Source organism: Variovorax sp. AC103 (assembly GCF_979254005.1).
This window is the reverse complement of sequence record NZ_CEEDFC010000026.1, coordinates 16,976-30,045: the sequence shown is the minus strand read 5'-3', so window position 1 is coordinate 30,045 and position 13,070 is coordinate 16,976. Positions and strand designations below refer to the sequence as shown.

The following is a 13,070-nucleotide window of genomic DNA, read 5'->3' as shown; positions in this document are numbered from 1 at the left end:
GTCGTCGTTGCCGTTCGGCGTGAGTGCGCCCTGAGCAACAGCGCAAGGGCCGACCGCGGCTCGATCCCATTCACGCCGCGCCCGACCACACGGCGTTGCGCACCTCGACCGCCCTGGGCAGCACACCGAGCTTGAACAGCCGGTCGGCCGTGCGCTGCTGCGAATCCAGGATCGCGGGCGTCAGCGGCCCCACGTCGAAGCCGGCGTTGGCATTCACCTCGGCCACCACATCGAGCGGCATGCCGGTGGCCGCCGACAGCGACTTCGTGACCTCGCCCAGGTTGCGCCTGGCCCAGTCGCCGGCCTCGGCAGAGCCGTCGACCAGCGCCTTCACATGCTGGGGCCAAGCTTTTGCGAACTCGGTGTTGGCCAGCAGGAAGCCCGCGCTGTCCTTCAGCACATCGCCCTGGTAGGCCACCACACGGGTCTTGTTGCGCCGCTGGGCGATGGTGAAGTACGGGTCCCAGATGGCCCAGGCGTCGATGTCTCCACCGTCGAAGGCGAAGGCCGCGTCCGCCGCGCTCAGGCCGATGCTGGTCACGGCCTTGATGTCCAGGCCCTGGCGCTCCAGCGCCGCGGCCACGAGGTTGTGCGAGCTCGAGCCCTTGGCATAGCCGATGCGCCGGCCCTTCAGGTCCGCGATGCTGCGAATGGGCGAGCCTTCTTTCACCAGGATGCCTTCCGAGCGCGGCGTCGACGGCTGCGCCGCCACATAGGCCACGCGTCCCCCCGAGGCCTGCAGGAAGATGCAGCCCACGTTGCCGGCATTGCCGAAGGCGACGTCGCCGGTGTCCATGGCCTGCAGCAGGTTCAGGCCCGAGGTGAACTCGGCCCACTCGACGCGGATGCCCAGAGGCTCGAAGCGTTTTTCGAACACCTTCAGTTGGCGCGCCACCAGCGGAATGCCGGTCTTCTGGAAGCCCAGCGTCAGCGTCGAGCCCTTGAAGCCGCTGGCGCTCCAGGCGCGGGCAGAGAGGCCGAAGGAAGCGGCGCCGGCCGCGAGGGCGAAATGTCTTCGGGAGATCATGGTGCGAGGGGTGTGTGAAGTCAGAGCGCGCCGGCGCTCTCGGGGCCGATGCTGTTGAGCAGGTGGTCGCCCACCACGGTGAGCTTGTGGCGCACCGGGTCGTGCAGCGTGTGCACCCGTGCGTTGCGCCAGTGGCGGTCGAAGGCGTGCGGGTGCTGCGCCGAGCGCGTGCCGCACAGCTCGAAGAGCTTGCTCGACGCATGCAGCGCCACCTCGGACGTGAGCCACTTGGCCTCGGCCACCGCCAGCGACGCGGCCGCCCTGCGCGGCTTGTCGGGCTCGGCGATGGCGGCGTCCACCGCCAGGCCCGCGCGCAGCGTCATCGCCTCGGCGGCATGGATGCGGGTCTGGATCTCGCCGACCTGCGCGATCACCAGCGCGTCGGTCACCGCGCGCGGCGCGCCTGCCGGCTGGCTGATGGACGACTGCTCGCGCAGAAAGCGCACCGTGTCGTCCAGCGCCGCCTGCGCAATGCCCAGGTCGATGCCCACGTGGCTGAGCTGCGACACGGCGCCCATCGGCTGCTCGCTGTAGGCGCGGTGGATGGGCAGCACGCACAGCTCGGGCACCTCGACGCGGTCGAGCCGCACGCGCCCGCTGGCGGTGGTGCGCTGGCCGAAGCTCTGCCAGTCGTCCTCGATCGTGAGGCCCGGCGTGCCCGCCGGAATGATGGCGACCGTTTTCTCGCCCGCCTCGTTCTGGCCGATGACCGTGACGTAGTGGGCGAAGAGCGCGCCCGTCGCGTAGACCTTCTCGCCGCTGAGCACATGGCCGCGCGCGGCGCGCGCGATGACGGTGGGCTGCACGCCCTGGACTCCCTGGACGCCCTCAACAGGCGCCGCGTCGACGTTGGCATTGCCGAAGCGGCAGCCACGAAGGATCTCGCCGAGGAAGAAGTCCTTCTGCGCCGCGCTACCGACGGTCGAGAGCCAGAACACCGCGCTGTTGTGGTTCTGCTGGATCTGGCCGATCGACGCGTCCGCGGCCGACAGGATGGCGAACACCTGCGCCACCGTCGCATACGACACGCCCGCGCCGCCGTGGTCGCGCGGCACGTTCATGGCCCACAGGCCTGCGCCCGACACCACGTCGAGTTCCTGCTCGGGCAGGATGCGCTCGCGGTCCCGCAGCGCCGCGCCGTCGGCCAGCAACCGGGCGATGCGGCGGGCCGCGTCGAGCACATCGGCGTCGTTTCGCAGCAACTGCGCCACCCGTACCTCGCGCGCGGTGCGGTGGCCGGCGCCGCGCTTGCTCACCGAGGCCAGCACGGCGCTCATGCGTTGGCGCGATGCCGCGGCAGCCGCCCGAAGAACGGATGGCTCGGGTCGTTGAAGCCCGGCAGCGACGCGTGCCCGGTGGTCACCAACGCATCGACCAGCGCCTCGTCTTCCTCGGTGAAGCGGTACTGCAGCGCGGGCACGTAGTCTTCCCACTGTTCCAGCGTGCGCGGACCGGCGATGGCGGAGGTGATCAGCCGGTTGTTCAGCACCCAGGCCAGCGCGAACTGGCCGGGCGTGATGCCGCGCCCCTCGACGTGATGCTTCACGCCTTGGGCGATTTCCAGCGATTCGGGCCGCCATTCGGTCTGCAGGATGCGCTTGTCGTCGCGTCCGGCGCGCGTGCCCGGCGGCGGCGCCTTGCCGGGCTCGTACTTCGCCGTAAGCACGCCGCGCGCCAGCGGGCTGTAAGACACCACGCCCAGGCCGTAGTACTCGGCCGCGGGCAGGTGCTCGGCCTCGATCTGCCGGTTCGCGAGGTTGTAGAGCGGCTGGCTCGCAGCCGGACGGTCGACGTTCAGGGCATCGGCCGTGCGCGCGAACTCCGCGATCTTCCAAGCGGGGTGGTTCGACAGGCCATAGCTGCGCAGCTTGCCCGCGCGAATCAGGTCGCCCAGCGCGCGCACGGTTTCCGCCACCGGCGTGGCACGGTCTTCGCGGTGCAGGTACAGCAGGTCGATGTGGTCGGTGCCCAGGCGCTTCAGGCTGGCCTCGACCGACTGCACGATGCCGTGGCGCCCGGTGCTCTTGTTGTTGGGGCTGGCAATGTCGGGGTCGGCGTTGGCGAACTTGGTCGCCACCACCCAGCGGTTGCGGTGGGCGGCCACCAGCTGGCCCACCACCGTTTCCGATTCACCTTTGTTGTAGGCGTTGGCGGTGTCGATGAAGTTCACGCCCTGCTCCAGCGCGCGGTCGGTGATGCGCTGCGCCGTGGCACGGTCGGTCTGGCCGCCGAACATCATGGTGCCCAGGGTCAGAGGCGACACGAGGATGCCGCTGCGGCCGAGGGGTCGGTAGTCGATGGTGCTCATGAAGGAAGAACTTTCGCGGTGTCGGGTCGGTTGAAAGAAATGGCGTTCAAAAGCGCAGCCCCGCCTGCTTCATTAGCGGCAGGATGCGGTCGCCGAAGAATTCGAGGTCGGGCTTGAAGTCGAAGAAGCTCAGCTGCAGGCCGTCGACGCCCGCGCGCTTCAACTGCACGAACTGCTCCACCACCTGCTCCGGCGTGCCGATGACCTCGACGTTTCCGCCGATGGCGCGGCGCTTGGGCGCGTCGTTGCCCACGCGGCCGCGCCAGGCGTGCGCGTCGCTGTCGAAGCGGTTGAAGCTGGTCTTGGGGTCGGCGTCGAGGTGCGCGACGATGGCGTCGTGGTAATCCCAGGTCTCGCGCTCGGTCTCGCGGCTGATCACCATCGGGTTGAGCAGTGTGCGCACCTCGCGCCCCACGTCGCGCGCGGCCTGCTTCACACGCGCGGTGTGCGCCGGCAACGCCTCGATGGCGCTCGCGAAGGCCGAGCCGCTGGGGCTGGTGATGAAGACGATGTCCGAATAGCGCCCGGCAAAGGCAATGCCGGCGTCCGAGCCCGTGGCGTTCACCAGCACCGGGCGGCCGAAGTTCGGCTTGGGCGAAACGAAAGCGCCCTCCAGCTTCCAGGGCGACTCGCCCTGGAACGACCAGTTCTCGGTGTCGGCCCACAGGCGCTGCACCGCTTCCAGAAACTCGGCCGCCAGCTCGTAGCGCCGGTCGTGCTCGATGCGGTGCGAGCCGAACATCTCGTGCTCCACCGCGCGATGCCCGGTGACCACGTTGATGCCCCAGCGGCCGCCCGAGATGTGGTCGAGCGTGGCAGCGTACTTGGCCAGGTGCAGCGGATGCAGCGGGCCATAGAGCACATGGATGGTCGAGATCAGCATGATGCGGCGGGTCACCGCGGTGAGCGCCGCCGTGGTCATGAACGAGTCGAGCGCGTTGCCGTCGAACACGCCGCCGTAGCCGCCCTTGGGCAGCCACTGCGACAGCGCGAACACCAGGTCGAAGCCGAGCGACTCTGCCTTGAGCACCAGATTCTTGTTGTAGTCGTAGCGCCAGTCGGTGGTGCGCGGCAAGGTCGACGCGCTCCAGCCACCCGCCTGGATCGGCAGGAACAGGCCCAGCAGCACGGGCTGGCGAAAGGCCTGCGAGATCGGGCTCTCGCTGAATTCGGTAGGCGCGACGAAGCGCTCCCACCCGGCAATGGCGCCGGGCCGGTTGGAAATGGACATGGGGGAATTACCTCAGGGCTTCATCGATTCTGGCGAGCCGCCGCGCAATTGGCACGCCCGGAATTCGCATATCGACATTCATGAAAGTGCAATGCGCGCGGCGCTCAGAAAACCTTGCCCTCTTCCAGGTGCGTGGTCGTGCCGTTGAGGTGGTAGTCGCCGATCACGCGCGCCTTCTGCTGCAGCGGGTTGTGATTGAAGATCGTGCGCAGGTTGCGCCAGTGCCGGTCGAAGTTGTGCTGCCGCGAGGTGGCCGAGGCGCCGCCCGCGTCGAACAGCCGTTCCGCCGCCTGCAACGCGATGCGGCTGACCGCAAGCTGGGTCTTGGCCGTGGCCAGCGCGCCGTCGAGCACCAGTTGCACGGCGCTGTCGTCGTCGCCGCGCCGCAGTGCATCCGCCGAACGGTCGAGGCGCCGCGCGTTGTCCGCGATCAGCGCGTCCACCGCGTGGGTGTGGGTGGCGAGGTCGCCGACCACCCACTGCGTGAAATGGTCTTCGCGGGCGGACGCCGCCGGGCTGTGCGCGGCGGGCCGCGCGTGCTGGCGCACGTAGTGCAACGCATCGCTGAACACGTTGCGCACGATGCCGCCGGCCACCGCCACCAGGTAGAGCTGTCGCAGCGACGATGCATGGCGCCGCTGCAGGCTGCGCTGCTGCGGGTGCACCACCTCGTCTTCGTGCACCTGGAGGTTGTCGAACGCCAGGCTGCCGCTGGCCGTCAGGCGCTGGCCCATGCCGTCCCAGTCGTCCTTGACGTGCAGGCCCTCGCGGCCGGTGGGCACGATCACGGTGGCGTCGCGGCCCTGCTCGTCGTGCACCGCGATGCTCGCGAAATCGGCGAAGGCTGTGCCGGTGGCGTAGTACTTGCTGCCGTTGAGCACCCGCTTGCTGCCCTGCCGTTCCAGCGCGGTGGTCACGGTACCGGAGCGCGGCGTGCCCAGCTCGGTGAAGGCGCCGCCGAACAGCGCGCCGTCGAGCACGCGGGCCAGCTGGCGCTCGCTGTTCGCATCGGGCGGGGCGCTGGTCCAGAGCTCGATGGCGTTGTAGTGGGTGCGCAGCGCATGCGCCACGTTGGAGTCGGCCGCGGCGAGCGTGGCCACCACCTGCACGAGGTCTTCGATGGAGCCGCCCGGGCCGCCGCGCTCCGGCGGCACGCGCAGCGCACCGAGCCCCGAGGCACGGAACCGCGCGAAGGCCTCGAAGGGCAGCGTGCGGTCGCGCTCGCGCTCTACCGCGCCCTCGGCGATCGATGCGGCCAGCGCGGGCAGGCGCTGCAGCAGGGCCTGGAGTTCCGGTGCCTGCGCCGGGTAGGGCGCAGCTTGGAGGACGGCATTCATTGCAATTCCTGAAGGGATCGAGGGTGGCGAATATAGGCCCGCACGGGCGTTGCTTTTCGCATAAACAAACTCGGATTTGTCGTTTCGAATCCGCATCTCGATTTCGCGGTGCATCGAATTTCGAAGATCGAAAAAATGCTAAGTGCGAGCGTGAATTTCCAGGACCATCAGCTGGACTTTCAACGAATTCCATTTGCCGGTACGGCGCTCCATTTCATGCTCTCTCTGCTGCTTCCTTCATTGCTCAAGAAACTCCGTTTCGACCGCCGGCTGGTTCATCTGGCGCTGGCGGCCCTGCCGTTCACGGCGGCCGCACAGGCGCCCGTGCAAGGCGGCACGCTGACCTATGCGGTGTCGCAGGAACCCACGTCGCTCGTGTCCTTCCTCGACACCAAGACCGACAACCGCAACGTGAGCGCCAAGGTCACCGAAGGCCTGCTGCGCTACGACGCCAAATTCACGCCGCAGCCGCTGCTGGCCATCGCCTGGCAGGTGAGCGCGGACGGCCTGAAGTACAGCTTCAAGCTGCGCCCCGGCGTGAAGTTCCACGACGGGCGCGACTTCACCGCCGAAGACGTGCGCTACGCCGTGCTCACGCAAAAGAAGCAAGGCCCGCGCGGTCGCATCACGCTGGCCAACGTGGAGCGCGTGGACACGCCCGACCCGCTCACCGCGGTGATCGTGCTGTCCAAGCCCGCGCCCTTCCTGCTGAAGTCGCTGTCGTCGGCCGAGTTGCCGATCGTGCCGGCGCACCGCTACGCCGACGGCGAACCGCTGGGCAACCCCAACACCACGGCGCCCGTGGGCACCGGCCCCTTCGTGTTCGAGCAGTGGGTGCGCGGCAGCCACCTGGTGCTGCGCAAGAACCCGAACTACTGGCGCCAGGGTTACCCGCACCTGGACCGCGTGATCGTGAAGTTCGTGCGCGACCCGGCCGCCATTTCCACCGCGGTGGAAACGGGTGAAGTCGACGTGGCGCAAGGCGTGGGCCTGGCCGACCTCGAGCGCCTGGCCGCGAACACGAAGCTCAAGGTGGACGACACCTACGACGGCTTCCTGAACAACGCCTCGTTCCTGGAGTTCAACATCGAGAACCCGGTGCTGGCCAACGTCAAGGTGCGCCACGCCATCGCGCAGGCCATCGACCGCAACTTCATCCGCAACACCATCTACTACAAGCGCGTGGAGGTGGTGAACTCGCCCGTGCCGCGCGTGCTGTCCGACTACTACGACGACAGCACCTTCCGCTACCCCTTCGACGTGGCGGCCGCCAACCGGTTGCTCGACGAAGCGGGCCAGCCCAGGCAGGCCAACGGCCAGCGTTTTTCGCTGCGCCTGAGCTACATCCCCGGCGCGGAGTTCAAGCGCACCACCGACTACCTGCGCTCGGCGCTGGCGCGCGTGGGCATCAAGGTCGAGGTGGTGGACGGCGACCTGCCCACCTTCCTGAAGCGCGTGTACAGCACGCGCGACTTCGACATCAACATCAACGGCCTGGGCCGCCTGTTCGACCCGACGGTGGGCGTGCAACGCTTCTACTGGGGCGACGGCGTGCGCAACCCGCTGATCTGGATCAACGGCGCGCACTACGACAACCCACAGGTCGACGAGCTGTTCCGCCAGGCTGCCGTGGAGCTCGACGCCGGCAAGCGCGCCGCGCAGTTCAAGCAGATCCAGCAGATCGTCGGGCGCGAGCTGCCCGTGCTGCCGCTGGTGACCGTGCCCCTGATCCAGGTGTACAGCGCACGAGTGCACAACCTCAACAACAGCATCGACCTGATGGCCGGCGACCTGGCCGACACCTGGATCGAGCCGCGCAAGTAAGACGCCACAGACCAGACAACGAACGCCCAAGGAACCGCCATGACCACCCAGGACCTCAAGCACCCCCATCTGCATTCGCTGACCTATGCAAGCGCCCGCGCGCAGGCCGAGGCGCTGGCCGACGGCCGCGTGTCGGCCGTCGACCTGCTCGAACACGTGCTCGCGCGCATCGACCGTTTCGACAACGACATCAACGCAGTGGTGGTGCGCAACGACGAGGGCGCACGCGCTGCGGCGCGCGAAGCCGATGCCGCCCTGGCACGCGGCGAGCGCCGGCCGCTGCTGGGCGTGCCGATCACCGTGAAGGAATCGTTCGACGTGGCCGGCTTCGTCACGAGCAGCGGCAACCCGGCCTATGCCGACAACGTCGCCAGGAAAGACGCACTGGCCGTGGCCGCCTTGCGCGAGGCCGGCGCGGTCATCGTCGGCAAGAGCAACGTGCCGCTCGCGCTGGCCGACCTGCAGAGCTACAACGCCATCTACGGCGTGAGCAACAACCCTTGGGACCTCACGCGCACGCCGGGCGGCTCGTCGGGCGGTTCGGCCGCCGCGCTGGCGGCGGGCTACGTGGCCCTGGAACTGGGCACCGACATCGGCGGCTCGATCCGCATTCCCGCGCACTTCAACGGCGTGTACGGCCACAAGCCGACCGCGGGCCTGGTCGCGCTGGGCGGCACTGGCGTGCCTTCGGGCCGCGTGGCCGACCGCGACCTGACCGTGGCCGGGCCGCTGGCGCGCACTGCCGCCGACCTGGCGCTGGCGCTGGACCTGCTGCTCAACCGGGAGCCGCTGGCCGCCAAGGCCTGGAAGGCCACGCTGCCGCCCGCGCGCCACACGCGGCTGCAGGACTTTCGCGTGCTGGTCATCGACCAGTGGCCCGGCAGCGAGCGCAGCCTGCACGAGCGGCAGGTGGTCGAGCGCGTGGTGGACCGCCTGCGCACACAGGGCACGCAGGTGAGCCGCACGGCCGACGTGCCGGCCGGCCTGCTGCCCGACCTGGCGCTGCAGCACCGCGTGTACCGCAGCCTGCTGGGCTCGTCGCTGGCGTCGCCGCCGGCGCTGAGCGAAGCGGCGCAGAAGCGGCTCGAAGCGCTTTCCGCCGACGACGACAGCGCAGACGCCGCCTGGCTTCGCGCGCCCACGCTGCGCCATGGCGCATGGCTGCGCGACAACGAAACCCGCCATGCGCTGCGCCACCAGTGGGAGCGCCTGTTCGAGTCCTTCGACGTGGTCGTGACCCCGGTCGCGCCGCTGCCGGCCTTTGCCCACAACCACAGCGAGCCCAAGGACGCGCGCACCTACCCGGTCGAGTTGGAGCACGGCACGCGCGAGGTGCGCTTTCTCGACCTGTTCCACTGGGCCGGCCTGCCGGTGCTGCCGGGCCTGCCGGCCACCAGCTTTCCCATCGGGCTCGATGCGCAAGGCCTGCCGGTGAGCGCGCAGGCCGTGGGCCCGTACCTGGAAGACCGCACGACCATCGCCTTCGCGCATCTGCTCGAACAGGTGTACGGCGGCTTCGTCGCGCCGCCCGGCTACGGCGCGGAGTGCGCCGCGTGAAGCCGGTGCCTGCGGTCCACCGCCGCCTGCTGCTCCAGGGCGGCGCCGGCCTCGGCATCGCCAGCCTCACCGGCTTCCAACCCGCATGGGCGCAAGCCCCTGCCGCGGCCACGCCCGTGCGCGGCGGCACGCTCACCGTGCTGATCGATCCCGAGCCGCCCACGCTCACCACCATCGCGCATTCGGCCGGCGCGTCGGTGCTGATCTCGGCCAAGACCACCGAAGGCCTGCTGACCTACGACTTCGACCTGACGCCGCAGCCGCAGCTGGCGACCGCGTGGGCCGTGAGCAGCGACGGGCTGCAGTACACCTTCACCCTGCGCAAGGGCGTGAAGTGGCACGACGGCAAGCCCTTCACCTCAGCCGACGTGGCGCATTCCATCGGCCTGCTCAAGCAGTACCACCCGCGCGGGCGCGCCACCTTCTCCAGCGTGGCCGAGGTGCGCACGCCCGACGCCTACACCGCGGTGCTGGTGCTCTCGAAGCCCGTGCCCTACCTGCTCACGGCGCTGTCGGCCTCCGAGTCGCCCATCGTGCCGAAGCACCTGTACGAGACCGGCAAGGCCGACGCCAACCCGGCCAACAACGCACCCATCGGCACGGGCCCCTTCATCTTCAAGGAGTGGGTGCGCGGCAGCCACGTGACCTACGAGCGCAACCCCGACTACTGGGACAGCCCCAAGCCCTACGTCGACCGGCTCATCGTGCGCTTCATTCCGGACGCCGCCGCGCGCGCCGCGGCCATCGAGAAGGGCGAGGTGCACCTGAGCCCCGGCACGCCCGTGCCGCTGGGCGATGTGGAGCGGCTGCGCGCCAAGCCGAACCTGGTGTTCGAGCCCAACGGCTACCAGTACATCAACAACGTCTCGCGCATCGAGTTCAACCTGGAGAACCCCGCGTTGCAGGACCTGCGCGTGCGCCAGGCCATTGCGCACGCCATCAACCGGCAGGTGGTGCAGAAGACCGTGTGGTACGGCCAGGGCCAGCTCATTCGCGGCCCGGTGCACCCGGCGCTGAAGAAGTTCTATGTGCCCGACCTGCCGGTGCTGCCGCACGACGTGAAGCAGGCCGAGGCCCTGCTCGACGCGGCGGGCTTCACGCGCGGCAAGGCCGGCGGCAACCTGCGGCTGAAGCTGGCGGTGGTGCCCATTCCCAACGAAGGCGGCCAGCGCACGGCCGAGTACCTCAAGCAGAGCCTGGGGCGCATCGGCATCGAGGTGACCATCGGCGCGCAGGACTTCGCGACCTACGTGCGGCGCGTGTACACCGAGCGCGCCTTCGACCTGCATGTGAGCGTGATGAGCAACACCTTCGATCCGACGGTGGGCATCCAGCGGCTGTACTGGTCGAAGAACTTCAAGAAGGGCCTGCCGTTTTCCAACGGCTCGGGCTACAGCAACCCCGAGGTCGACCGGCTGCTCGAAGCCGCAGCCGTCGAGGTGGACGAGGGCCGACGCCGGCAGGCCTTTACGGAATTCCAGCGCCACATCGTGCGCGACCTGCCGGACATCACGCTGCTGGCGCTGGACAACTACACGATTGCCGACCGGCGCGTGCGCGGGCACACGGTGAGCGCGGACGGCATTGCGGGCAATCTGGCGGGCGCATGGATAGCTACATGAACGCCACCTCGGCCGGGGCATTGCTCCCTCCCCTTCCGGGGGAGGGTTGGGGTGGGGGCAAGCGGCGTATCCACCGGGCGCTCTGCCTGCCCCCATCCCAGCCTTCCCCCAGAGGGGGAAGGAGCAACAACCAATCATCCAAGCTGGAGACCAACCCATGACTTCATCCGCATCCCCCGCCACCAACCCCGACGTCCTCTGGTACACCCGCTGCCCTGTGCCTTCGCCGCTGGGCATCGCCGCGCGCCAGGGCTGGCTGGCCCAGACCTTCGCCGAGGAAGGCATCGCCATCGAATCGATCATCGACTCGAAGGACCGCAGCGTGCGCGAGAGCCATTTCGACCATCACCTGGCGTGGTCCTTCCGCCAGGGCGGCAACATCCCGCCGATCTGGGCGCGCGCCAAGGGGCGCGCCACGCGGCTGGTGGCCATTACCTGGACCGACGAGTTCCAGGCCATCGTCACGCTGCCGGGGCGCGGCATCGCGTCCATCGAGCAACTCGCCGGCCGGCGCTTCGCGGTGCCGCGCCGCGTGAACGACCTGATCGACTTCCACCGCGCGACCGCGCTGAAAGGCGTGGTCTCCGGGCTGTCGCTGGCCGGGCTCACGACGAAGGACCTGACGCTGGTGGAGCTGCCCATCGAGGAGTCGGTGATCCTTGCGCAGGGCGAGCCCAGCCTGTTCGGGCTGCGCCGCCGCCATCCGTATTTCCGCGAGGTCGAGGCGCTGGTCAGCGGCGAGGTGGACGCCATCTTCCTCAAGGGCGCCGAAGGCGTGGTGGTGGCGAACCTGATCGGCGCGCAGGTGGTGGCCGAGTTCGGCAACCACCCCGACCCGAAGGTGCGCATCAACAACGGCACGCCGCGTGTGCTGACGGTGGACGACGCGCTCTCGCAGCAGCGCCCCGACCTGGTGGTGCGCCTGCTGGACGTGGTGGCGCGTGCGGGCCGCTGGGCCGAGGCGCATCCGGACGAGACCCTGCGCTTCGTGGCGAGGGAGATCTCCACCAGCGAAGAGGCGGTGCTGGCATCGAACGGACCCGAGGTGCACAGGCACCTGGGCATCGGCCTCGACGCGCCGCTGGTCGCGGCCGTCGGGCACTTCAAGGACTTCTTGCTCGAATGGGGCTTCCTGCCTGCCGACTTCGACCTCGATGCCTGGGTCGACCACGCTCCGCTGCGCGCCCTGCAGGCGCAGGCGGCGCACAAGACCGTCGTCGAACCCGCCGAGTTCGCCACGCTGGCGACCGCCGCGTGAGTGCCGCGCCTCGCATCCTGGTGACGGGCGCGACCGGGCGCCTGGGCCAGTTGCTCGTGCCCCGCCTGCTGGCGCGCGGCGCCTCGGTGCGCGCGCTGACGCGCCATGCGGCACGGGCCAACGAGTTGCGCGCGCAAGGCGTGGAAACGGCCGTCGCCGACTTCGACGACGCTGCCGCCTTGCGCCGAGCGCTGCGGGAGGTTTCGCATCTGTTCCTGCTGTCGCCGATCACGCCCACGCTGGCGGCGCAGCAGATCGCGGTGATCGAAGCCGCCGCGGCGGCCGGCGTACAGCGCATCGTCAAGCTGTCGGGGTCGCACTGGACCATCGAGCCGCCGGGGCGATCGCTGTCGGGCGACGCGCATGGCGAGGTCGAGGCCGCGCTGGCGCGCACAGGCATCGCGCACCGCGTGCTGCGCCCGAACGCCTGGCTGCAGGTGATGCTGGCGCGCGTGGCGGCCGAGCTGGCGGCCGGCGACGTGCTGCATGCGCCGCCGGGCGATCCACGCGTGGCCTTCATCGATGCGCGGGACATTGCGGACGTGGCGGTGGAGGCCCTGTTCGAGCAGAACGACGCACCCGAGGCTTCACCCGCGCCATGGGTGCTCACAGGCGCCACGGCCGTGGGCTACGACGACATCGCGCGCACTGCTTCCGCGCTCACGGGCCGCGCCATCGTCGCCACGCCGCTGTCCGCGCAGGCGCAGCAGCAGCGCCTGGCTGCGAATGCACCGTCGCCCTACATCGCCCGCGTGCACGCGCAGTTCGCCGAACTCATCGCCGCGGGCGAAGCCGCGCCTGTGACAGGCACGGTCGCCGATGTGCTCGGCCGCCCGCCGCGCACCGTGGAGGCTTTCCTGGCCGAGACCGTGGCACACGGTGCCGCAGCGTGAGGCACGCCACGCG

At 69.6% G+C, this 13,070-nt stretch carries 10 protein-coding genes; 5 read left to right on the top strand and 5 right to left on the bottom strand.

Annotation, left to right across the window (positions count from 1 at the left end):
- Positions 1 to 70: 70 nt before the first annotated feature.
- From AC0IYU_RS29445 to AC0IYU_RS29425, 5 genes are all read right to left on the bottom strand, one after another.
- On the bottom strand, positions 71 to 1,027 hold the full coding sequence (locus AC0IYU_RS29445; RefSeq protein WP_472124518.1) for an aliphatic sulfonate ABC transporter substrate-binding protein: 957 nt from the start codon (positions 1,025 to 1,027) through the stop codon (positions 71 to 73).
- 20 nt (positions 1,028 to 1,047) lie between these two features.
- A complete protein-coding gene (locus AC0IYU_RS29440) occupies positions 1,048 to 2,304 on the bottom strand; it encodes an SfnB family sulfur acquisition oxidoreductase (RefSeq protein WP_472124515.1) in 1,257 nt (418 codons plus the stop codon).
- Entirely contained in the window at positions 2,301 to 3,326 is a 1,026-nt protein-coding gene (locus tag AC0IYU_RS29435; RefSeq protein WP_472124732.1) for an aldo/keto reductase, read from the bottom strand. Before AC0IYU_RS29435 ends, AC0IYU_RS29440 begins: the two co-directional genes overlap by 4 nt.
- Before the next feature lie 55 nt (positions 3,327 to 3,381).
- Entirely contained in the window at positions 3,382 to 4,566 is a 1,185-nt protein-coding gene (locus tag AC0IYU_RS29430) for an LLM class flavin-dependent oxidoreductase (protein ID WP_472124512.1), read from the bottom strand.
- A 104-nt stretch (positions 4,567 to 4,670) separates the two neighbouring features.
- Positions 4,671 to 5,903 (bottom strand): acyl-CoA dehydrogenase family protein, encoded by a 1,233-nt coding sequence (locus tag AC0IYU_RS29425; RefSeq protein WP_472124509.1) that lies wholly within the window; start codon positions 5,901 to 5,903, stop codon positions 4,671 to 4,673.
- A 216-nt stretch (positions 5,904 to 6,119) separates the two neighbouring features.
- Here AC0IYU_RS29425 and AC0IYU_RS29420 point away from each other — a divergent pair, with 216 nt between their 5' ends.
- From AC0IYU_RS29420 to AC0IYU_RS29400, 5 genes are all read left to right on the top strand, one after another.
- Positions 6,120 to 7,727: an ABC transporter substrate-binding protein gene (locus tag AC0IYU_RS29420; protein ID WP_472124506.1), complete on the top strand. Its 1,608-nt coding sequence runs from the start codon at positions 6,120 to 6,122 to the stop codon at positions 7,725 to 7,727.
- A 39-nt stretch (positions 7,728 to 7,766) separates the two neighbouring features.
- Complete coding sequence (locus tag AC0IYU_RS29415) at positions 7,767 to 9,284, top strand: amidase (RefSeq protein ID WP_472124503.1); 1,518 nt, start codon at positions 7,767 to 7,769, stop codon at positions 9,282 to 9,284.
- Positions 9,285 to 9,289: 5 nt separating this feature from the next.
- Positions 9,290 to 10,906: an ABC transporter substrate-binding protein gene (locus AC0IYU_RS29410; protein ID WP_472124729.1), complete on the top strand. Its 1,617-nt coding sequence runs from the start codon at positions 9,290 to 9,292 to the stop codon at positions 10,904 to 10,906.
- A 157-nt stretch (positions 10,907 to 11,063) separates the two neighbouring features.
- Positions 11,064 to 12,164 (top strand): ABC transporter substrate-binding protein, encoded by a 1,101-nt coding sequence (locus AC0IYU_RS29405; protein WP_472124500.1) that lies wholly within the window; start codon positions 11,064 to 11,066, stop codon positions 12,162 to 12,164.
- Positions 12,161 to 13,057 carry an NmrA family NAD(P)-binding protein gene (locus tag AC0IYU_RS29400; protein WP_472124497.1) on the top strand — a complete coding sequence of 299 codons (897 nt, stop codon included), beginning with the start codon at positions 12,161 to 12,163 and terminating at the stop codon, positions 13,055 to 13,057. Before AC0IYU_RS29405 ends, AC0IYU_RS29400 begins: the two co-directional genes overlap by 4 nt.
- Positions 13,058 to 13,070: the final 13 nt, after the last annotated feature.

Coding starts and splice junctions, on each gene's coding strand:
- AC0IYU_RS29445 (WP_472124518.1), bottom strand. CDS start 1,027: ATGATCTCCCGAAGACATTTCGCCCTCGCGGCCGGCGCCGCTTCCTTC.
- AC0IYU_RS29440 (WP_472124515.1), bottom strand. CDS start 2,304: ATGAGCGCCGTGCTGGCCTCGGTGAGCAAGCGCGGCGCCGGCCACCGC.
- AC0IYU_RS29430 (WP_472124512.1), bottom strand. CDS start 4,566: ATGTCCATTTCCAACCGGCCCGGCGCCATTGCCGGGTGGGAGCGCTTC.
- AC0IYU_RS29425 (WP_472124509.1), bottom strand. CDS start 5,903: ATGAATGCCGTCCTCCAAGCTGCGCCCTACCCGGCGCAGGCACCGGAA.
- AC0IYU_RS29420 (WP_472124506.1), top strand. CDS start 6,120: ATGCTCTCTCTGCTGCTTCCTTCATTGCTCAAGAAACTCCGTTTCGAC.
- AC0IYU_RS29415 (WP_472124503.1), top strand. CDS start 7,767: ATGACCACCCAGGACCTCAAGCACCCCCATCTGCATTCGCTGACCTAT.
- AC0IYU_RS29405 (WP_472124500.1), top strand. CDS start 11,064: ATGACTTCATCCGCATCCCCCGCCACCAACCCCGACGTCCTCTGGTAC.